We start from the raw sequence: 20458 nt of genomic DNA on the forward strand, positions 1-20458 counted from the left end.
AGAGAAAGAACGAGGCTGTTATGGCAAAAGAGTACAAAGATTTGGTGGTCGGCTTAGACATTGGCACAGCCAAGGTCATGGTGGTCGTGGCCGAAGTGTTGCCCGATGGTGAGCTCAAGCTCGCAGGCCTCGGTGTGGCCCACAGCAATGGTTTGAAGCGTGGCGTGGTGGTCAACATTGACGCCACCGTACAGAGCATTCAGCAAGCTTTGAAAGAAGCCGAGCTGATGGCCGACTGCAAGATCACGCGCGTTTACACCGGCATCACCGGCAGCCACATCCGTGGCATCAACTCCACCGGCATGGTGGCGGTCAAAGACAAAGAAGTCACCGCAGCCGATGTGGCCCGCGTGGTGGAAACTGCCAAGGCCATCAACATCTCCACCGACCAGCGTTTGCTGCTGGTGCAGCCGCAAGAGTTTGTGATTGACGGCCAAGATGTGCGCGAGCCCATTGGCATGAGTGGCATCCGCTTAGAAGCCAAGGTGCACATCGTCACAGGTGCACAAAGCGCGGCAGAAAACATCATCAAGTGCGTGCGACGCTGTGGTTTGGATGTGGACCGCTTGATGCTCAACCCTTTGGCCTCCAGCATGTCGGTGCTGACCGATGACGAGCGCGAACTTGGCGTGGCCTTGGTGGACATTGGTGCAGGCACCACCGACGTGGCGATCTTCACCAACGGCGCGATTCGTCACACAGCCGTCATTCCCATTGCAGGTGATTTGATCACCAGCGACATTGCGATGGCTTTGCGCACGCCCACCAAAGACGCGGAAGAAATCAAGATTGAATCAGGCTACGCCAAACAGCTGTTGGCCGATCCAGATGTGCAAGTGGAAGTGCCGGGCCTGGGTGACCGCACACCGCGCATGTTGAGCCGCCAAGCTTTGGCCGGTGTGATTGAGCCACGCGTGGAAGAAATCTTCTCGCTGGTGCAGCAAGTCATTCGTGACTCTGGCTACGAAGAAGTGTTGTCATCGGGCATTGTGCTCACGGGTGGCAGCGCGGTGATGCCTGGCATGGTTGAGTTGGGCGAAGACATTTTCTTGAAGCCTGTGCGTCGCGGTGTACCGCAGTACAACAGCGCTTTGGCTGACATGGTGTCGCAGCCACGCGCTGCCACTGTGATGGGCTTGCTGGCGGAAGCCGGCGTGGACCGCCAACGCGGTTTCAAAGTTTCACAAAAGAGTGGGTCGGTCAATTCGTTGATGGATCGTCTCAAAGACTGGTTTGTGGGGAACTTTTAAACATGATTCCTCACACCTTGCTGTATCTCGCGCGGGGCAGCCCGCCGCAACGACCGCACAGGCATCGACGATGTCGATTCTGTGCAGCCAACGCGCCACCCTCATAGAAGGAGCGCGATGAATCACAAGCAAAAAAACAAACGACTTAGGCAACTGCAAATTTTCAGATTAGGAGAAACAACATGACCATCGAAATGATCGAAGTTGAAGCATTCAACTCAGGCACACAAATTAAAGTCATTGGCGTGGGCGGCGGCGGCGGCAACGCGGTTGAGCACATGATCAGCTCTGGCGTTCAAGGCGTCGAGTTCGTCACTGCGAACACCGACGCACAAGCTTTGCGCGTGAGCAATGCACACAAAGTCATTCAACTGGGCTCGAGTGGCCTGGGCGCTGGCAGCAAGCCAGAGCGCGGCCGTGAAGCAGCGGAAGCCGCGATTGATGACATCCGTTTGGCGCTGGAAGGCACCAACATGTTATTCGTCACTGCCGGTATGGGCGGCGGCACGGGTACAGGTGCTGCACCTGTGGTGGCACGTGTGGCACGCGAGATGGGCATCTTGACTGTCGGTGTGGTGACCAAGCCATTCGAATTCGAAGGCAGCCGTCGCATGGGCAACGCCGAAGCCGGTTTGGCCGAACTCGAAGCCAACGTCGACTCGCTCATCGTGGTGCTCAACGAAAAGCTGATGGATGTGTTGGGCGAAGATGCCAGCCAAGACGAAGCCTTTGCCTTTGCCAACGACGTGTTGAAAAACTCAGTCGGCGGCATTGCCGAGATCATCAACGTCGAAGCCTTGGTGAACGTCGACTTTGAAGACGTGCGCACCGTGATGAGCGAAACAGGCAAAGCCATGATGGGCACAGCCGCTGCCAGCGGCCCAGACCGCGCACGCATCGCCGCTGAGCAAGCCGTGGCTTGCCCATTGCTCGAAGGTGTGGACATGTCGGGCGCCAAGGGCGTGTTGGTGTTGATCACCGCAGCCAAGGGCGGCTTGAAGTTGTCTGAGTCTCGTGAAGCCATGAACACCATCCGCAAGTTTGCGTCACCCGACGCACACGTGATTTACGGTACCGCTTATGACGAAAACTTGGGCGACCAAATTCGTGTCACCGTGGTGGCCACAGGTTTGGCTGGCAGCCGCCGCGCTGCACCTCAGTTGCAAGTGTTGCGCACAGGTACAGACGGCATGAGCTTCCCAACGACACAAGCACCTAATGCATCACCTGCGGGCGTCTTGGCTGCTGCTACGGGCGGCTTGGCTGGTTTGGCCAGTGGTTTGGGGCTGGGTTCTGCTGCTGCGCAACCCAACTACGACTCGATGAACTCTCCCGCCGTGTGGCGTGGCAACCGTACCTCGGCAGCTGCCAAGGTCGATGCCCTGTCGTCTGGCGGCATGGACGACTACGAAATTCCAGCCTTCTTGCGCAAGCAAGCGGATTGAGAGGGGATTCATTAAAATCACACCGTGCTTAAACAAAGAACCCTTCAATCCCTCACCAAGGCCGTAGGTGTTGGTCTCCACAGCGGTCAACGCGTGGAGCTGACACTGCGCCCGGCTCAACCCGACACGGGCATCGTGTTTCGTCGGGTGGATTTGCCGCAGCCTGTCGATATTCCGATCACCGCTACGGCAGTGACGGACACCCGTTTGGCTTCGACCATTTCCAATGGTGGTGCGAAGGTGTTCACGGTCGAGCATTTGATGTCGGCCTGTGCGGGCCTTGGCATTGACAATCTTTACATCGACATCACGGCAGAAGAAGTGCCTATTTTGGATGGCTCGGCTTCGTCGTTTGTGTTCTTGCTACAAAGCGCGGGCATCGTCGAGCAGAACGTGCCCAAGCGTTTCATTCGTGTGTTGAAAACGGTGGAAGTGCGTGAAGGCGATGGTGCCAATGTGAAGTGGGCCCGTCTTGAGCCGCATCACGGCTACAAGCTCAGTTTCGAAATTGATTTCCGTCATCCTGCGGTGGACTCCACAGGCCAAAGCGTGGTGTTTGACATGGATGTCAACGACTACACGCGTGACATTGCGCGCGCCCGTACCTTTGGCTTTACGCGTGATGTAGAGATGATGCGTGCCAATGGCCTTGCATTAGGTGGCGGTTTGGACAACGCCATCGTGATGGATGACTACAAGGTGTTGAACAGCGATGGCTTGCGCTATGACGACGAGTTTGTGAAGCACAAAATTCTTGACGCCATGGGCGATTTGTTTTTGATCGGCAAACCATTGTTGGCCTCGTATGTGGCATTTCGCTCGGGCCACGCCATGAACAACAAGCTACTGCGCGAACTGCTCAGCCAACCCGACGCTTATGAGCTCGTGACCTTTGAAGATGCGCGCCAAGCGCCCCCTGGTTTGGCGCAACTGGCACCTGCTTGGTAAGCCGAAGACTGACATCGCCGTCTAGGCGAGGGAGACATTGAGATGGCCATGATTCATATTCCAACGGTCTATCTCTTCCTAAGTTTCATTTACCTCCTGATGCCCATCGCGATTTGGATCGCGTTGCATAACCAAAAGTCACAACCAATGATTTGGTGGTGTGCAGGGGGTGAGCTGTTCGCCATTGGTTTGTTGTTGGTAGGGTTAAGACCCGCTTTGCCAACTTGGATTTCATATACCTTGGCCAACGGCTTATCTTGGCTTGCGGTTTGCATGCAAGCGACTGCACTAATCTTGGCTCTGAGACAAAGACCACCTATCCAATTCATGGCCATAGCTGTGGTGGTTTGGCTTGTGGTGTTTGAATACTTTAGGCAAGGCCTTGAGAATTCACATCTCAGATTTGGCTGGGCCTTGATGTTTTATTTATTGGCATTTATCTACATTGCGCATTTGTCCGCTCGGATTTCAATGGAGCACGGACTTAAAAATGCGCGAACGTTAGCTGTGATTTATGGCGCTGGCGCTTTGTTTTTGTGCATTCGCATTCTTCGCATCGTGTTTGGCTATACAGAACCAGATGCGGCAGCACAGGGCATCGATAGTTTTTTGCTGGTGTTCAGTGGTGTGATGGTCTCTGTGCTGGGTAGTTTTGCGTTTGTAGGTTTGTTTGTCGAGCGAGCGGTCAAGCGAGAAGTGTTGGTTACTGAAGAGCGTGTGCGCCAAGAAGAGAGCGCACGATTGGGTGAGCAAATTGCCCAGTTAGAACGCCAGCGCACCTTAGGAGCTATGTCGTACTCGTTTGCGCATGAGTTGAGTCAGCCGCTCACCGCTATTTTGATGGATACACATGCGATCAAGAGCAGTCTTGCTGCGAACCAACTGAATGTGAACGAGATCAAAGAATCGATTGAAGACGTGGAGCGCAGCGCTAATCGCACAGTGCAGTTGGTGGATCGCATTCGAAGCTTTGTTCGCCCTACGCAGGGTGACTACGAAGATGTGGACATGAAAGCGCTGGTGCATGATGTGCAACATCTGTTGGCGCACGACATACACGCACAGAATGTGCAGTTTGAATGGGATTTTGACGACAGCGCATGCTTAGTGCGTGGCGACAAGATTCAGCTGTCACAAATTGTGTTGAATGTGTATCGCAATGCGATTCAGGCCATGGTGGGTGCTGATGTGAGAAAGATATCGGTGTCGTTAGATCGTGAAGATCAACGCGTCGTTTTGCATGTGCATGACAGCGGTTCAGGTTTGGATGATGCTGTGAAAGACCATGTTGGACAGCCATTTTTCACCACCAAACGTGAAGGTTTAGGGGTGGGTTTGTCAATTTCTAAAACCATTGCAGACATGCACAGCGGCAGCTTAGCGATCACCAATGCAGTGGATGGCGGTGCCTTGGTGGAATTGAACTTGCCAGCCGCCAATCGTTAGCAAAGCTACGTAGCGCAGACTTAACGGCTGCGGCCCGCTTTGTAAGAGCCACGGGTGCTGCCTTGCAGTTCAGTGGCAGCGGCAAGCTTGGCCATCGAATGTCCCGCATGTGCATGCGTGATAGCAATACCCAATGCATCGGCGGCATCTGGCCCTGGCAGGCCAGGCAGGTTCAGCAAGCGTTTCACCATTTCTTGGACTTGCTCTTTTTTAGCCAAACCATGACCAGCCACAGCTTGCTTCATTTGCAAGGCGGTGTACTCGGCCACGGGCAAGTTGCAAGTGGCCAGCGCAGTGATGCATGCGCCGCGTGCTTGGCCCAGCAAAAGCGTCGCTTGTGGGTTGACGTTGACAAACACAATCTCGACCGCTGACGTTTCGGGTTTGTAGCGCTCCACCACTTCATGAATGCCATCAAACAGCACCTTCAATCGCTCGGCCAAATTACCTTGCACTTCTTTGTTGGTTTTGATGGTGCCACTCGCCACATAAAGTAGCTGGCTCCCGTGTTTTTCCACCACGCCAAAGCCGGTGGTACGAAGGCCGGGGTCAATGCCAAGGATTCGCATTACGGCAGTTGTGCGCTGCCCATGCGCATCAAAATAATTTCAGTGCGGCCCGACAGGTATTCAGACTGCGGGAACTTTTGGTAATGCTTGGGGCGCGGCAGCATGACAGCCAAGCGGCCAGCTTCCCAAGCCGAAAGTTGCGAGGCTGGCTTTTGAAAGTAATGTTGCGCCGCCGCTTCTGCACCAAAAATACCTTCACCCCATTCCACATGGTTGAGGTAAATCTCCAAAATGCGTTGCTTGCCCAGTAGGGCTTCCAGCATCACCGTCAACACAAACTCTTGACCCTTGCGGATGAAGGTGCGCTCGCCTGACAGAAATAAGTTCTTGGCCAGTTGCTGCGTGATGGTGGAGCCACCCACCACTTTGGGCGCTGCTTTACCTTGTGCTTTGCGGCTGGCTTGCAGTTCGGCTTTGGCGTTTTTGGCCCAGGCTTTTTCGATGGCGTCCCACTGCACACCATCATGCTGCGCAAAGATGTCGTCTTCAGACGCAATCACTGCGCGCTTGAGGTTGTTGGAGATTTGGGCATAAGGCACCCAATCTTGTCGCCAGCGTAACCGGTCTTTGGTGCTGACGATGCGCCAAGCTTCGGAGCGCTCAAAAGAAGTGGACTCGGGCGCCACACGCGCCATGACCGCAATGCGGGCTAAGAAGAAAAATTGCAGGCCTATCCAAGCCAGCAGCACCAGCAGCAACCAGCGCAGCCATGGGCGAAAGCGTGTCGTGTTCATCGGGCTTCGCCACCTTTGGTTTGCAAGGTGTTGTCACGGCTGAAGATGAAGCGCGACACCACGGCCAGTTGATCGGCTTGCTTGCGCATGTCTTCGGTGAATTCACCAAATGGGCCTGCCGCTGTCGCGATGGCTTGGGCGCGACGGTCGAGGTCGGCTTGGCCCGAGCTTTGCACCACTTCGGTGGCCAGCACACGGCCATCCGTGTTGACGGTGATGATCATGGTCAATTCGCCGTAGAGCTTTTGCCCGCCATTGTTGGCCGGAAAGTAGCGCGTGCCACGGTCTTCAATCTTGCGGCGAAGCGTGTCGTAATACAGCGCATAGGCCACTTGTTTGGTGGCAGGGCTAACGTAGTGCTTGCGCGGACGTGCGTTGTCTTGGTTGATGCGTTCTTCAATCTCTGCCAAGAGCTTGAGCAACTGACGACGCTTTTGCTCAATCGCATCTTGCTCTGCTTTTGATTTCTGTGGCTGCGGTGTGGGCAGTTGGGCAAGCAAGTTTTTCACTTGGGCCAACAGCAGCGATTGCTCTTTGCGCATCGCAGCCACTTGGCGCTGCATGGACTCGGTCATGTCACCCACCGAGGTCGTAGCCGCTGTGGGCAGAGGTGATGCAGCGCGGCCGCTTTTTTGTTCACCGCCACCGGCCAGTTGTGTTTGCGCCAAAGCTTGCGCTTTGTCGGGTGCATCCGCTTTGGCACGGGTGTTGACCAAAATCACGTCCAGCGGCGCATCGCTGAACAAACGGTCAAAGCGCTCTGGGGCAGCGATGCGCAGTGTGAGCAAAGCGCCGTGAATGGCAAACGAAATGAACAAGGCTTTTTGCAGCCTTGACCAATGTTTCCATGACCAACGCGAGTTCATCACGCAGCTGGGCCTTCCGCGGTAGGTGCCTCGTTCACATCCATAGCCAAAGCAATCGGCCCTGCTGCGCTGTCGTCTTCGTCGTCCGTCATTTCGGTTTGTTCGGCGCTGGAGGGCGCGTCTGCCTCCAAGATGTGCAGCAAATGGCCGCTGATGTCGAGGCTGATGTCATCCACGTCGCTCAAACGAATCTGCACGCGCGCACCGCGTGGCAAATCGCCCCCGCCAAAGACGGGTAAGACCAAAGGCAGGTCATCTGCACGCGCCATGGGTGGTTGGCCCGGGAAGGCTTTGAACACCGTGGCGCTGAGTTCGGTGATGTGGTGTTGCTTCAAATACTGCAGTGTCCAAAAACGTTCCATGCCGTTTTGGTAAGCGTTGTAAGCGCCGTACGCGCCATCAAACGCAGAGATGATCGAGAACAACTCTGCATCTTTGGGTTTGAATGGCGCAGCCAAAGCAGCTGTGCTGCCATGCTTGGCGCACGCGATAATTTGCCATTGGTTGACCAAGTCGGTGTAGCGACGCAGGGGGGAAGTGCTCCAAGCATAGCTAGGCACACCAATGCCAGCGTGCGGCAAAGCCTTGGTTCCCATGCGCACTTTCACGCCGGGCAGCAAGCTGGCTTGGCTGCGGTAAATGCCGGGCACGCCTAGCTCGGCCATCCAATTGCCCCAGGTGCTGTTGGCCAAAATCATGGCCTCGGCCACCATCAGGTCCAGGGGCGCACCGCGTTGGCGGATGCTGATTTGCACCTGCTCGCCGCCTTTCGGTTCGGCGCCGTCATTGCCAACCAAGCGAAAGTTGTAATCGGGGCGGTTGAAGTTTTCTGGTTTGCCACGCACCACTTCACGTTGGGTTTTGAGGTGTTGGGCCAAGCGGAACAGAAAGGCCAGTTGCACGCGGGGCATGGCGGGCTCGACGACACTTGTGGCGTGCGTGAAGCTGTCGTCTTTCAACCAAGCTTCGGTCACGACGCTATCGAGTTGGTCGTGACGCAAGTTGGCGGCAATCGGCACGCACTCTACGCGCGTCTCGGTGTTTTGCAATGCGAGCGTGACTTCGTCAAACGTGACATACAGCGACACCGCAGGGCAGTCGCGCCCTTCTTGCAGGGTGTAGCGCTGCACCACATCGTCGGGCAGCATGGTGATTTTGTAGCCCGGCATGTAGACGGTTGACAAGCGGTTGCGGCCCAGCTGGTCAATCGCGTCGCCCGGCTTCAAAGCCAGCGCAGGTGCTGCGATGTGAATGCCTAGGGTGACGGTGCCTGTGCCCAAGCCTTGCACTGACAAGGCATCGTCAATCTCGGTGGTTTGTGAGTCGTCAATCGAATACGCCTGCACATTCGCCAGTGGCAACTCGTCTGCAATTGCTGGAGCTTGCAGATTAGGAAAACCTGTGCCCTTGGGGAAGTTGTCAAACAAAAAGCGCTGCCAATGGAACTGGTAGGCCGAGTTGATGGCGCCTGCTTTTTGCAGCAAAGCCAGAGGCGCGGTTTGTGTGGCGCGGGCCGCCTCGACCACGGCTTTGTATTCGGGCGCATTCTTGTCGGGCTTGAACAAGATTTTGTAGAGCTGCGTCTGAATGGGCGCCGGGCAAGTGCCTTGGCCCAGTTCAGCCGCCCAGCCTTCGATTTGCGCTTGAATTTGTTTTTTCTTTTCGATGCCAGCGAGGGCTTGGGCAATCACTTCGGCTGAAGCCTTTTTGAAGCGGCCTTTGCCGGCGCGGCGAAAGTAGTGCGGTGCTTCATACAAGCGAAACAGCGCCGCAGTTTGTTCGGTGAGGGTGGCTTGTGCGCTGAAGTATTCGCGTGCGAGGTCAGCAAAACCAAACTCGTCTTCCGGAGCGAATTCCCAAGCGAGGTCGAGCTCGATGGTGGCACTCAAAGTCTGAGCCTCGCGTAAGAGGTCAGCGGGCGAGGGCTTTTCAAACTTGAGCAACAAATGGGCGGCCTTGACCTTGACCCGTTTGCCGGATTCCAGCTCGATTTGGGCCGAGCTATCTGCTTCGGAAAGGATGCGGCCCGTCTGGAATTTTCCAGCTTCTTCAAACAATGCGTACATGGGCGCAATTGTCCCATGCCCAGGCGCGGCGCTGGCCTAAAGCGCGGCTTGCAAATCTAGAAATGCCAGCGCTTGGGGCAGGTACTGCTCGAAGTTGCTGATGGCGTGGTCACCACCTTCCATGACCACTTGTGGCGAGCCAGGGTAGCGGGCTGTCATCTCGCGCCAGTCCAGCACTTCATCGCCTTTGGCAATGAGGGCCCAAGCAAGCTGGGGGCTGGGCAGTGGACCGACTTCTAAGGCGCGAAGTTCGTCTACAAATTCGGGCGCGAAGAAAAAGCGCTCGGCTGGGTCGTGCCAAGCCGTTTGTTCGCCAATGTATTTGGCCAAGTCACGCGCGGGGTCGATGGCGGGGTTGAGCAGCACAGCTTTGCAACCGCGTTGAGCTGCTAGCCACGTGGCGTAAAAACCGCCCAGCGATGAGCCCATCACGGCCATGTTTTGACTGGGCCACTGGGCAGTGCCTTCGAAAATCAAAGCGGCAGCAGCTTTGGGCGAGGGGGGCAACTGAGGACACCACCATGTGATGTGCGCAAAGTGCGTGGTCATCAGAGTGGCCACTTGCCGCGCTTTGGTGGATTGAGGGGATGAGCGAAAGCCATGCAAATACAGCACATGGGTCGTGGGTGAATTCGCTTGCAAAGGCTGGCTGGACAGGGTCATGCCCAATGCTAGCAGCGCCAATGTGGACTGCCCCGTGACAGGGGATAATCTGAGCCATGCCCACCGTCATTCACAAACCCAGCCCCTTTCAGCGATTGATGCCCTTGCTTCAAGGGTTTGATGGGCCTTTGGCCTTTGGTGTTTTCTTATTGGCCTGCGCGGGCATGTTGACCATGTACTCGTCGGGTTTTGCCAACGGTGCACGTTTTTTCGACCACGGCCGCAACATGATGATTGCCGGGTTCATCATGTTTGTGGTGGCCCAGATTCCACCGCAGCGTTTGATGGCGTTTGCGGTCCCGATTTATACCGTCGGTGTGGCCTTGTTGGTGGCTGTGGCCTTGTTTGGGCTGACCAAAAAGGGCGCACGTCGCTGGCTCAATGTGGGTGTGGTCATTCAGCCCAGCGAGATCATGAAAATTGCCATGCCGCTGATGCTGGCGTGGTGGTTTCAAAAGCGAGAAGGCCAGTTGCGACCACTGGACTTTTTTGTGGCGGGTATGTTGCTGTTGATTCCTGTGGGATTGATCGTCCGTCAGCCTGATTTGGGCACGGCTATTTTGGTGTTGTCGGCAGGCATGGCCGTTATTTTTTTCGCCGGCTTGAGCTGGTGGCTCATCGTGCCGCCCATCATCATGGGTGTTGTTGGCGTGGGCTTGGTCGTATGGTTTGAGCCGACTTTGTGCGCTGATGGTTTCCGTTGGCCTATCCTTCACGACTACCAGCAGCAGCGCATTTGTACTTTGCTAGACCCCTCGCGAGACCCGCTGGGCAAAGGCTTTCACATCATCCAAGGCATGATTGCCATTGGCTCGGGTGGCTTCTGGGGCAAGGGCTTTATGCAGGGCACCCAAACCCATTTGGACTTCATTCCTGAGCGCACCACCGATTTTGTGTTCGCCGCTTTTGGCGAAGAGTTTGGGCTGGTTGGCAACTTGATGCTGATCGCTTCTTTCATCTTTTTGATTCTGCGTGGCTTGGCCATTGCCGTAGAAGGCCCCACGTTGTTTGCCCGCTTGTTGGCCGGTAGCGTGACCTTGAGCTTCTTCATTTACGCCTTTGTGAACATGGGCATGGTCAGCGGCATGTTGCCGGTGGTCGGTGTGCCTTTGCCCTTCATCAGCTATGGCGGCACTGCCATGGTGACGCTGGGGCTTGGCTTAGGGATATTGATGTCAGTTGCCAAGGCCAAACAGTTGGTGCAGTCATAATTCGCGCATGATTTCACGCGAACCTACCCTTGAGCGATTGGCCATTGCCCGTCAACTGTTGTTAGAGCCTTTCGGTTTGGACGAAACCGACTTGGCCAAAACACTGGCTGAAATCAAAGCGCATAAGGTGGACGAAGCTGATTTGTACTTCCAATACACCCGATCTGAGGGTTGGAGCTTGGAAGAGGGCATTGTCAAAACTGGCTCTTTCAGCATCGACCAGGGTGTGGGTGTGCGTGCCGTGAGCGGTGAAAAAACTGCCTTCGCGTATTCCGACGATATTTCCAAAGCTTCTTTGATGGACGCTGCACGCACCGTGCGTACGATTGGCGCTGCGGCCAAAGGCAACCGCGTCAAAGTACCCACGCGCAAAGTGGCATCTAGCCGTTCTTTGTATGGCGGCTTAGACCCTATCTCTTCGCTGAACAGCACTGAAAAAGTCGAGCTGCTCGGCCGTGTGGAGCAAATGGCCCGCGCCAAAGATCCGCGCGTGATTCAAGTGATGGCTGGATTGGCCAGTGAATATGACGTGGTGATGGTGGTGCGCGCTGATGGCACCTTGGCCGCCGATGTGCGCCCCCTCGTGCGCCTGAGCGTGACCGTGATCGCCGAACAAAACGGCCGTCGCGAAGTCGGCTCAGCGGGTGGCGGTGGTCGCTTTGGCTTGGACCATTTCGATGACGTACTGGCGCAAAGCTATGTGGACGAAGCCGTGCAATGCGCGCTGACCAACCTCGATGCACGCCCAGCGCCCGCAGGCGAGATGAGCGTGGTGTTGGGTTCAGGCTGGCCCGGTATTCTGTTGCATGAAGCGATTGGCCACGGTTTGGAAGGCGACTTCAACCGCAAAGGCTCCAGCGCGTTCAGTGGCCGCATTGGCCAGCGTGTGGCTGCCAAAGGTGTGACGGTGCTGGACGACGGCACGATTCCAGACCGCCGTGGGTCACTCAATGTGGACGATGAAGGTAACCCTAGTCAAAGCAATGTGCTGATTGAAGATGGCATCCTGAAGGGCTACATCCAAGACAACATGAACGCCCGCTTGATGGGTGTGAAGCCCACGGGCAATGGTCGCCGCGAAAGCTATGCCCATGTGCCCATGCCGCGCATGACCAATACCTATATGTTGGGTGGTGACAAATCGCCCGAGGAAATTGTGTCAAGCCTCAAGAAGGGCTTGTACGCCGTCAACTTCGGTGGTGGCCAAGTGGACATCACCTCGGGCAAGTTTGTGTTTTCGACCTCACTGGCCTATTGGGTGGAGAACGGAAAAATTCAATACCCCGTCAAAGGTGCGACCTTGGTCGGTAACGGCCCTGATGCACTGACGCGCGTGAGCTTGATTGGCAATGACATGAAGCTCGACCCAGGTGTGGGCACGTGCGGCAAAGAAGGCCAGAGCGTGCCTGTGGGTGTGGGCCAGCCGACTTTGCGTATCGATGGTTTGACTGTGGGTGGAACGGCATAAATGCCGAGGGCAGCACCGCGTAAACCCCAGTGCCTTGTCAGCGAACTGCCAGATTCCCTGTGCTACATTTCAGTTCATGACTTCAGCCCGTTTTTATTTTGCTTACTTTTTTATCTCACGCCCCCACGGCGGTCGAGAGATCTGAACGTAGCCCAAACGCTCTGAACTCCCAAACCAACCGCCGGACCCCCGGCGGTTTTTTTTTGCCAAATTCTTCAATCACTTTTTTCAAACTTCAGGACGAGACCATGAAAACGAACACCAGTTATCCAAGCCACGTTGAAAACACCAGTCAAACCGACGATCAACGTATCAAGGACATCACCGTGCTTCCTCCTCCCGAACATTTGATTCGCTTCTTCCCGATCCAAGACACCCCGGTCGAGACGCTCATCACGCAGACCCGTAAGACCATTCACCACATCATGCACGGCAAAGACGACCGTTTACTGGTGGTGATTGGCCCGTGTTCCATCCACGACCCCGCTGCCGCGATTGACTACGCGCGCCGCTTGCAACCGCTGCGCGAAAAATACGCCGACACCTTGGAAATTGTGATGCGCGTGTACTTCGAAAAGCCCCGCACCACCGTGGGCTGGAAGGGCTTGATCAACGACCCGTACTTGGACGAGAGCTTTCGCATCGACGAAGGCCTGCGCATTGCGCGTCAGCTGCTGATTGAAATCAACCGACTTGGCCTGCCTGCTGGCAGCGAGTTTTTGGATGCCATCAGCCCGCAATACATTGGCGACCTGATTTCGTGGGGCGCGATAGGCGCGCGCACGACCGAGAGCCAAGTGCACCGCGAATTAGCCTCTGGTATTTCTGCACCTATCGGTTTTAAGAATGGTACCGATGGCAACATCAAGATCGCCACCGACGCGATTCAAGCCGCTGCTGGTGCGCATCACTTTTTGTCGATTCACAAAAATGGCCAAGTGGCCATTGTGCAAACCAAGGGCAACAAAGACTGCCACGTTATTCTGCGCGGCGGCAAAGCCCCCAACTACGACGCAGCCAGCGTGACCGCGGCATGCGAAGAGTTGGCCAAAGCCAAGTTGCCAGCCAGCTTGATGGTGGACTGCAGCCACGCCAACAGCAGCAAACAACACGAGCGTCAACTGGTGGTGGCCAAAGACATTGCCGATCAAATCAGCAGTGGTTCACACCAAGTGTTTGGTGTGATGATTGAGAGCCACATTCAAGGCGGTGCTCAGAAGTTCACGCCAGGCAAAGACGATGTGTCTCAGCTGGAATACGGCAAGAGCATCACGGACGCGTGTTTGGATTGGAACGACTCTGTGGCTTCGTTGGATGTGTTGTCCGGGGCTGTGACCGCACGTCGCAAGCGTTCTTGATTGCGTTTTGCTTTTCCTTGCGTTGGGTCTTCTGACTCGCCCAAGGTGGAGCTTCTTTAATGCCTATGCGCCGAGAGCGCGGTATCTAACTTGGCTTAACGTCCCTTCGGGCCGTGATGGCGCCAAATCAGACACCGCGCTCTCGGCGTTTTGGTGATTCGAAAAACCTCATGCAGACAATATTTAGCATGCAGAGTGGTCAGCGCCTAATGCGGCGCCATCACGGCCCGCGGGGACGTTAAGCCGTGTCAGGTGCTGGCCGCTCTGTCTGCGTGCGAAAGAAGTGACTAAGCCAACGCAGCCAACAACTTCGCGTGAATCCCGCCAAATCCGCCATTGCTCATACAAAGCACATGGTCACCCGCTTGCGCAGCAGCCACGACTTGTGCAATGACTTCATCCACTGAACCTGCCACAGACGCCCGCGCACCCATTGGCAGCAAAGCATCCACCGCATCCCAGTCCAACCCTCCAGAATGGCAAAACGCCAAGTCAGCATCTTCCAAACTCCAAGGCAGTTGTGACTTCATCGTGCCCAGTTTCATTGTGTTGCTGCGTGGCTCAAACACCGCCAAGATGCGGGCATTGGGCCCCACTTTGCGACGCAGGCCGTCGACGGTTGTGCGAATGGCGGTGGGGTGGTGGGCGAAGTCGTCGTACACCGTGATGTCACCGCCGGCGCGAGGCACAGTGCCGCGCACTTCCATGCGACGGCGGACGTTTTGAAATTCGGTTAATGCCGCGGCTGCTTGCGCGGGCGACACGCCCAAGTGCTCGGCGGCAGCAATGGCGGCCAAGGCGTTGAGTTGGTTGTGCACGCCGGTGATGTCCCATTGCACGCGACCTACTTCTTTGCCGTGGCGCAGCACCGCAAAGTTGTCGGGTTCGCCTTTCACACACCAACCATCTGGGCCCGCTGCGTTGGCGCTCACGCCAAACTTGGCCACGCCGCTCCAGCAGCCTTGGTCTATTACGCGCTGCAAGCTGTCCTCGTCCGCATTGACCACCACGCGACCGCTGCCGGGCACGGTGCGTACCAAGTGGTGGAACTGGCGTTCGATGGCGGCGAGGTTGTCAAAGATGTCGGCGTGGTCGAACTCGAGGTTGTTGAGAATCGCTGTGCGGGGGTGGTAATGCACAAACTTGCTGCGTTTGTCGAAGAAGGCGGTGTCGTACTCGTCGGCCTCAATGACGAAGGGTGTGCGCTTGTGCGCTGCCACATCGACGGGGCTGCTCAATCGACCCAAGCGGGCAGACACGCCAAAGTTCATGGGCACGCCACCGACTAGGAATCCGGGCTCCAAGCCAGCGGCTTGAAGAATCCAAGCCAGCATCGAGGTGGTGGTGGTTTTTCCGTGTGTGCCAGCGACGGCCAATACGTGACGAGGTTGGCTGGGGTGGTGCAACACGTGTTCCGCCAGCCATTGGGGACCGCTGGTGTAGGTGGCGCCGCTTTCCAAAATGGCCTCCATCAATGGGAACTTCGGGCTGCCGTCGCCCAAGCGGGCGCGAGAGACCACGTTGCCAATTACGTACACATCCGGGTTGAGCTTGGTTTGATCAGCGCTAAAACCCTCAATCAATTCAATGCCGAGGCTGCGTAGCTGGTCGCTCATGGGTGGGTAAACACCCGCATCGCAACCCGTCACCTTGTGGCCTGCTTCACGCGCCAACGCAGCCAGTCCACCCATGAACGTGCCGCAAATTCCCAAAATATGTATGTGCATCCACCTATTTTAGGAGGGTGTATCGAGGGGCTTCAGGCGAGTCGTGTTGGGTGGCCTCACAATCACGTCCTATATGAATACGGTTCAAGAAGAAATTGCAGCCACAGCGGCCCGCATGGTGGTGGAAGAGGGGCTCGAATATGGGTCCGCCAAACGCCGCGCTGTGAAGCAGCTGGGCCTGAACGCCCGCGCACAACTGCCCAACAACGACCAAGTAGAAGATGCGGTACGCGAATACATCGACCTGTTTTGTGCCGACACCCAACCCGCTGAGCTGACGGCTTTGCGCGAGCTGGCGGCAGTTTGGATGGCGCGCATGGCCGTTTTCAGACCGCACCTTGGAGGCGCAGTTTGGCGCGGCACCGCCACGGGTTTGTCCGATATTTATCTGCAGTTATTCTGTGATGACTCCAAATCAGCGGAAATTAGCCTCATTGACCACAATGTGCGCTACGAGGTCAGCACCGTTCAGGGCTTTCAAGGCGAGGCTGTCGATGCGCTCAGCATTCTGTGCACTTGCCCAGGTTTATCGCAAAAAGTGCTGGTTCATCTGATGATTTATGACTTGGATGACCTGCGTGGCGCCTTGAAGCCAGATGCGCAAGGAAGAAGCTTTCGTGGTGATTTAGCTGCCTTACAGAGATTGATGAAGGAACTTGAATGACGATCAATGCAAATAGACGCACAACCATGTTCGCTGGCGTGGCTACTTTGGCGGCTATCGCAGGTGTCGCCGTGGCATGGAAGCGGCAAGCTGGGCAAGAGGCAGTTGATATCGCATCTGACGTGATGCAATCTTTTTGGTCGGCTGAATTTGACACTCCGACAGGCGAGCCCTTAGCCATGGCAAGTTTCCAGGGGCGGCCTTTGGTGATCAACTTTTGGGCGACGTGGTGCACACCTTGTGTTGAGGAAATGCCTTTAATTGACGCCTTCTTTCGTGAAAACAAAGAAAAAGGCTGGCAAGTGCTTGGTTTGGCGATTGATCAACCTAGCCGGGTACGCCAATTTTTGAGCCAGTTTCCTGTCTCATACAAGATTGGACTGGCTGGATTGAACGGCACCGAGCTGGCAAAACAGCTTGGAAATGAGGTGGGTGGTTTGCCCTTCACCGTGGTATTGGATGGTCAAGGGCATCTGATTCAAGAAAAAGTAGGTAAATTAACGCCCGATGACATCAGAAAATGGGCGATCTAGGTAGTTTTGGCAGGTGTTGATTTGCAAATTGGTGTAAATTAGCACCTTATTTACAACAAATAGGATGTAGTTATGGATTTGCGAAAACTCAAGACGTTGATTGACCTGGTCTCCGACTCCAATGTGTCTGAACTCGAAATTACCGAGGCAGAAGGCACGGTCCGCATCGTTAAGAGTGCACCTGCCCCTGTGGCGATGGTGACGCAAATGGCTGCTGCACCTGTCGCGGTGGCCGCGCCTGTGGCCGCTGCCCCAGCCGCTGTTGCTGCGCCCGTGGTCGAAGCCGCACCTGCGGGTCACACCGTCAAGTCACCGATGGTGGGCACGTTCTACCGTTCTTCTAGCCCCGGCGCCAAGTCGTTTGCCGAAGTGGGCCAGCAAGTCAAAGAAGGCGAGACCATCTGCATCATTGAAGCCATGAAGATCTTGAACGAGATCGAGGCTGACAAGGCCGGCACCATCACCAAAATCTTGGCTGAAAACGGTCAGGCTGTGGAATACGGCGCACCCCTGTTCATCATTGAATAAGGGGCGAGCCGTTCATGTTTAAAAAAATCCTGATCGCCAACCGTGGCGAAATCGCCTTGCGCATTCAACGCGCATGTCGCGAGTTGGGTGTCAAAGCGGTGATGGTCTATTCCGAAGCCGACCGTGACGCCAAGTACGTCAAGTTGGCCGACGAGGCCGTCTGTATCGGTCCTGCGTCATCCACGCTGAGTTACCTCAACATGCCCGCCATCATTGCGGCAGCTGAAGTAACAGACTCTGAAGCGATTCACCCTGGCTACGGTTTCTTGAGCGAAAACGCTGACTTTGCTGAGCGCGTAGAAAAAAGCGGCTTCCAGTTCATTGGCCCAACGGCTGAATCCATCCGCATCATGGGCGACAAAGTGTCGGCCAAGCAAGCCATGATCAAAGCGGGCGTGCCTTGCGTTCCTGGCTCTGAAGGCGAACTGCCTGATGACCCAGCTGCTATCAAGCGCATTGCCAAGAGCGTGGGCTACCCCGTCATCATCAAAGCTGCTGGCGGTGGCGGTGGTCGTGGCATGCGGGTGGTGCACACCGAAGCTGCCTTGATCAATGCTGTGGCGATGACCAAAGCCGAAGCAGGCACAGCCTTTGGCAACCCTGCGGTGTACATGGAGAAATACCTCCAAAACCCAAGGCATATCGAAATTCAAATCTTGGCTGACAAGCACAAGAGTGCCGTGTATCTGGGTGAGCGCGACTGCTCGATGCAACGTCGTCACCAAAAAGTGATCGAAGAAGCGCCGGCCCCTGGCATTCCCCGCAAGTTGATCGAAAAGATCGGTGAGCGTTGCACTGCGGCCTGCAAGAAGATCAACTACCGCGGCGCGGGCACGTTTGAGTTCTTGTATGAAAACGGCGAGTTCTATTTCATCGAAATGAACACCCGCGTGCAGGTGGAACACCCCGTGACTGAATACATCACCGGCGTTGACATCGTGAAAACGCAAATCATGGTGGCGGCTGGCTTGAAGTTGCCATTCACGCAGCGCGACATCCAAGTGCGCGGTCACTCGATCGAGTGCCGTATCAACGCGGAAGACCCGTTCAAGTTCATCCCTTCGCCTGGCCGCATCACCATGTGGCATGCGCCCGGTGGCCCCGGCGTGCGTGTGGATTCACACATCTATACCAACTACTACGTCCCACCAAACTACGACTCGATGATCGGCAAGATCATTGTGCACGGCGACACCCGTGACGAAGCTTTGGCACGCATGCGCACCGCATTGAACGAAACCTTGGTCGAAGGCATCAACACCAACATCCCGCTTCACCGCGAGTTGATGGTAGACGCCAAGTTCATGGCTGGTGGTACCAACATTCACTACTTGGAAGAGTGGCTCGCCGCTCACAAGCGCTGATGTTTGAGTTGCGACTGATGTGCCCCGAAGACAGTGTGGAAGCTGTTTGCGAGGCACTGGATGCACTCGACGCCTTGAGTGTGTCCGTCGAAGATGCCGATGCCCAAACCGATGCCGAACAAGCCTTGTTTGGCGAGCCTGGCATGCCGCCACCCAAAGAAGGCTGGAAGCGTTCGCGCATCGTGGCCTTGTTTGCTGAGGAGGCCACGGCCAAAGACGCTTCGCGTTTGTTGGCCCTGCAAGATTTCTTTGCTGACAGCCAAGTGTTGGGCATTCAGCCTGTGGCCGACCAAGATTGGGTACGTTTGACGCAGTCGCAATTTGCGCCTGTGGAAATCACGCCCGAGTTTTGGATTGTTCCCACATGGCACGAGCCGCCTGAGCAAGCCAAACAAGTCATTCGCCTAGACCCTGGTCTGGCATTTGGCACCGGCACCCACCCCACCACCCGCATGTGCTTGCGCTGGATTGCCACGCACGATGTGGCCAACCAGCGTGTGCTTGACTACGGTTGCGGCTCTGGTATTTTGGCTATTGGTGCGGCTTTGCACGGCGCCAACAATATTGATGCCGTTGACATTGACGATGCAGCTGTGACGGCCACGGTGCTCAATGCCGATGCCAATAACGTGCGCTTGAACGCGGGCTTGCCCGACAAAGCCACGGGCCACTACCAAACTGTGTTGGCCAACATCTTGGCTACGCCGCTCAAAGTGTTGGCGCCACTGTTGCGCAGCCATGTGGCGGCAGGCGGACACTTGGTGTTGGCGGGTATTCTTGAGCGACAGGCCCAAGAACTCAAAGATGCTTACGCGCCGTATTGCACACTGCAAGTGAGCGACACGGAAGACGGCTGGATTTTGATGACCACCACCTGCTGATGCACATCACCCACTGCCCCCAATGCGATACCGCCTTCAAGGTGTCGCCCCAACAGCTTGAGCTGGCCAAAGGGTGGGTGCGGTGTGGTCGTTGTTCGCATGTGTTTGAGGCAGCGTTGCATTTTGAAACGCCGCCCGATATTCCTGCACCACCCTTGCCAAGTGCAGATGCGCCTTCGTTGTTTCGCGCTGCGATGGCGCCTGCTGTGGCTGCCCATGAGGTCAAGCCTTCTTCGGTAAATACAGTGCCTGCTGAAAACACTGATGCAGCTTTACCTTTGGGCTGGCTGATCGGTGCCTGTATGTTGGTGTTGGCTTTGTTGATGCAGTTTGTGGTGGCGCAACGTAATTGGCTGGCTGCTGAAGAGCCCGCTTTGCGCCCCTTGCTGTCGGCACTGTGTGCTTGTGAAGTCACTTGGCCGCGCGAGCCTGAGGCTGTTTTGATTGAAAGCAGCAGCTTCACCGAAAGCCCACAAGGTGGCTACACCGTGCAACTGCGTTTGAAAAACACGCAGCATCATCCGGTGGCCATGCCTGCTTTGGAGCTGAGCCTGACCGATTTACAAGACCAAGTCTTGGTGCGTCGCGTGTTCACTGCAGAGGAACTATCGGGTAAAGACCATGTCCAATCTTTGCGCGACGTGCGCTCGACCTTGAATTTTGATTTGGACGAGAAGGTGAGCCAACGCGTCACCGGTTTTCGTGCCTTTGTTTTTTATCCTTAATTTTTTGAAAGT

At 55.9% G+C, this 20458-nt stretch carries 19 protein-coding genes; 13 read left to right on the forward strand and 6 right to left on the reverse strand.

The window, feature by feature from the left end; genetic code table 11:
- The first annotated feature begins 20 nt into the window (after positions 1-20).
- The 4 genes from ftsA (at position 21) to RMR24_RS12495 (ending at position 5089) form a co-directional block, all read left to right on the forward strand.
- Complete coding sequence (gene ftsA / locus RMR24_RS12480; protein WP_310615408.1) at positions 21-1250, forward strand: cell division protein FtsA; 1230 nt, start codon at positions 21-23, stop codon at positions 1248-1250.
- A 182-nt stretch (positions 1251-1432) separates the two neighbouring features.
- Complete coding sequence (gene ftsZ / locus RMR24_RS12485; protein ID WP_310615409.1) at positions 1433-2695, forward strand: cell division protein FtsZ; 1263 nt, start codon at positions 1433-1435, stop codon at positions 2693-2695.
- A gap of 24 nt (positions 2696-2719) precedes the next feature.
- Positions 2720-3643, forward strand: a complete 924-nt coding sequence (gene lpxC / locus RMR24_RS12490; RefSeq protein WP_310615410.1) for a UDP-3-O-acyl-N-acetylglucosamine deacetylase — start codon at positions 2720-2722, stop codon at positions 3641-3643.
- Between the two features lie 417 nt (positions 3644-4060).
- Positions 4061-5089 carry an ATP-binding protein gene (locus RMR24_RS12495; protein WP_310615411.1) on the forward strand — a complete coding sequence of 343 codons (1029 nt, stop codon included), beginning with the start codon at positions 4061-4063 and terminating at the stop codon, positions 5087-5089.
- Between the two features lie 20 nt (positions 5090-5109).
- On the opposite strand, the gene ruvC is transcribed toward RMR24_RS12495, so the two are convergent.
- Genes ruvC through RMR24_RS12520 form a run of 5 tightly spaced genes read right to left on the reverse strand, consistent with a single transcriptional unit; the run spans position 5110 to position 9987 of the window.
- The gene (gene ruvC, locus RMR24_RS12500; protein WP_310615412.1) at positions 5110-5658 is read right to left on the reverse strand and encodes a crossover junction endodeoxyribonuclease RuvC; all 549 of its coding nucleotides are present in this window, start codon (positions 5656-5658) and stop codon (positions 5110-5112) included.
- Positions 5658-6392, reverse strand: coding sequence for a monofunctional biosynthetic peptidoglycan transglycosylase (gene mtgA, locus RMR24_RS12505; RefSeq protein ID WP_310615413.1), 735 nt, complete (start codon positions 6390-6392; stop codon positions 5658-5660). The genes ruvC and mtgA overlap by 1 nt, the downstream gene beginning before the upstream one ends.
- The gene (locus RMR24_RS12510; RefSeq protein ID WP_310615414.1) at positions 6389-7258 is read right to left on the reverse strand and encodes a TonB family protein; all 870 of its coding nucleotides are present in this window, start codon (positions 7256-7258) and stop codon (positions 6389-6391) included. The genes mtgA and RMR24_RS12510 overlap by 4 nt, the downstream gene beginning before the upstream one ends.
- Positions 7258-9324 carry an RNB domain-containing ribonuclease gene (locus tag RMR24_RS12515; RefSeq protein ID WP_310615415.1) on the reverse strand — a complete coding sequence of 689 codons (2067 nt, stop codon included), beginning with the start codon at positions 9322-9324 and terminating at the stop codon, positions 7258-7260. Before RMR24_RS12515 ends, RMR24_RS12510 begins: the two co-directional genes overlap by 1 nt.
- 36 nt (positions 9325-9360) lie before the next feature.
- Complete coding sequence (locus RMR24_RS12520; RefSeq protein ID WP_310615416.1) at positions 9361-9987, reverse strand: YqiA/YcfP family alpha/beta fold hydrolase; 627 nt, start codon at positions 9985-9987, stop codon at positions 9361-9363.
- 56 nt (positions 9988-10043) lie between these two features.
- On the opposite strand from RMR24_RS12520, the gene rodA reads away from it, so the two are divergent.
- The 3 genes from rodA (at position 10044) to RMR24_RS12535 (ending at position 14024) form a co-directional block, all read left to right on the forward strand.
- Positions 10044-11198, forward strand: a complete 1155-nt coding sequence (rodA, locus tag RMR24_RS12525; RefSeq protein WP_310615417.1) for a rod shape-determining protein RodA — start codon at positions 10044-10046, stop codon at positions 11196-11198.
- Between the two features lie 7 nt (positions 11199-11205).
- Positions 11206-12666, forward strand: coding sequence for a metalloprotease TldD (gene tldD / locus RMR24_RS12530; protein WP_310615418.1), 1461 nt, complete (start codon positions 11206-11208; stop codon positions 12664-12666).
- A 248-nt stretch (positions 12667-12914) separates the two neighbouring features.
- The gene (locus RMR24_RS12535) at positions 12915-14024 is read left to right on the forward strand and encodes a 3-deoxy-7-phosphoheptulonate synthase (protein ID WP_310615419.1); all 1110 of its coding nucleotides are present in this window, start codon (positions 12915-12917) and stop codon (positions 14022-14024) included.
- A gap of 287 nt (positions 14025-14311) precedes the next feature.
- On the opposite strand, the gene mpl is transcribed toward RMR24_RS12535, so the two are convergent.
- Positions 14312-15751, reverse strand: a complete 1440-nt coding sequence (mpl, locus tag RMR24_RS12540) for a UDP-N-acetylmuramate:L-alanyl-gamma-D-glutamyl-meso-diaminopimelate ligase (protein ID WP_310615420.1) — start codon at positions 15749-15751, stop codon at positions 14312-14314.
- Between the two features lie 73 nt (positions 15752-15824).
- On the opposite strand from mpl, the gene RMR24_RS12545 reads away from it, so the two are divergent.
- The 6 genes from RMR24_RS12545 to RMR24_RS12570 all read left to right on the forward strand — a co-directional run bounded on the left by RMR24_RS12545 (position 15825) and on the right by RMR24_RS12570 (position 20446).
- Positions 15825-16415 (forward strand): hypothetical protein, encoded by a 591-nt coding sequence (locus tag RMR24_RS12545; protein ID WP_310615421.1) that lies wholly within the window; start codon positions 15825-15827, stop codon positions 16413-16415.
- Complete coding sequence (locus RMR24_RS12550; protein WP_310615422.1) at positions 16412-16948, forward strand: TlpA disulfide reductase family protein; 537 nt, start codon at positions 16412-16414, stop codon at positions 16946-16948. Before RMR24_RS12545 ends, RMR24_RS12550 begins: the two co-directional genes overlap by 4 nt.
- Before the next feature lie 72 nt (positions 16949-17020).
- Positions 17021-17476, forward strand: coding sequence for an acetyl-CoA carboxylase biotin carboxyl carrier protein (accB, locus tag RMR24_RS12555; RefSeq protein WP_310615423.1), 456 nt, complete (start codon positions 17021-17023; stop codon positions 17474-17476).
- Between the two features lie 14 nt (positions 17477-17490).
- The gene (gene accC / locus RMR24_RS12560) at positions 17491-18840 is read left to right on the forward strand and encodes an acetyl-CoA carboxylase biotin carboxylase subunit (protein WP_310615424.1); all 1350 of its coding nucleotides are present in this window, start codon (positions 17491-17493) and stop codon (positions 18838-18840) included.
- Complete coding sequence (prmA, locus tag RMR24_RS12565; RefSeq protein ID WP_310615425.1) at positions 18840-19721, forward strand: 50S ribosomal protein L11 methyltransferase; 882 nt, start codon at positions 18840-18842, stop codon at positions 19719-19721. Before accC ends, prmA begins: the two co-directional genes overlap by 1 nt.
- Positions 19721-20446, forward strand: coding sequence for a zinc-ribbon and DUF3426 domain-containing protein (locus RMR24_RS12570; RefSeq protein ID WP_310615426.1), 726 nt, complete (start codon positions 19721-19723; stop codon positions 20444-20446). The genes prmA and RMR24_RS12570 overlap by 1 nt, the downstream gene beginning before the upstream one ends.
- Positions 20447-20458: the final 12 nt, after the last annotated feature.

The sequence above is a fragment of the Limnohabitans sp. genome (assembly GCF_031539105.1).
Lineage (GTDB): Bacteria > Pseudomonadota > Gammaproteobacteria > Burkholderiales > Burkholderiaceae_C > Limnohabitans.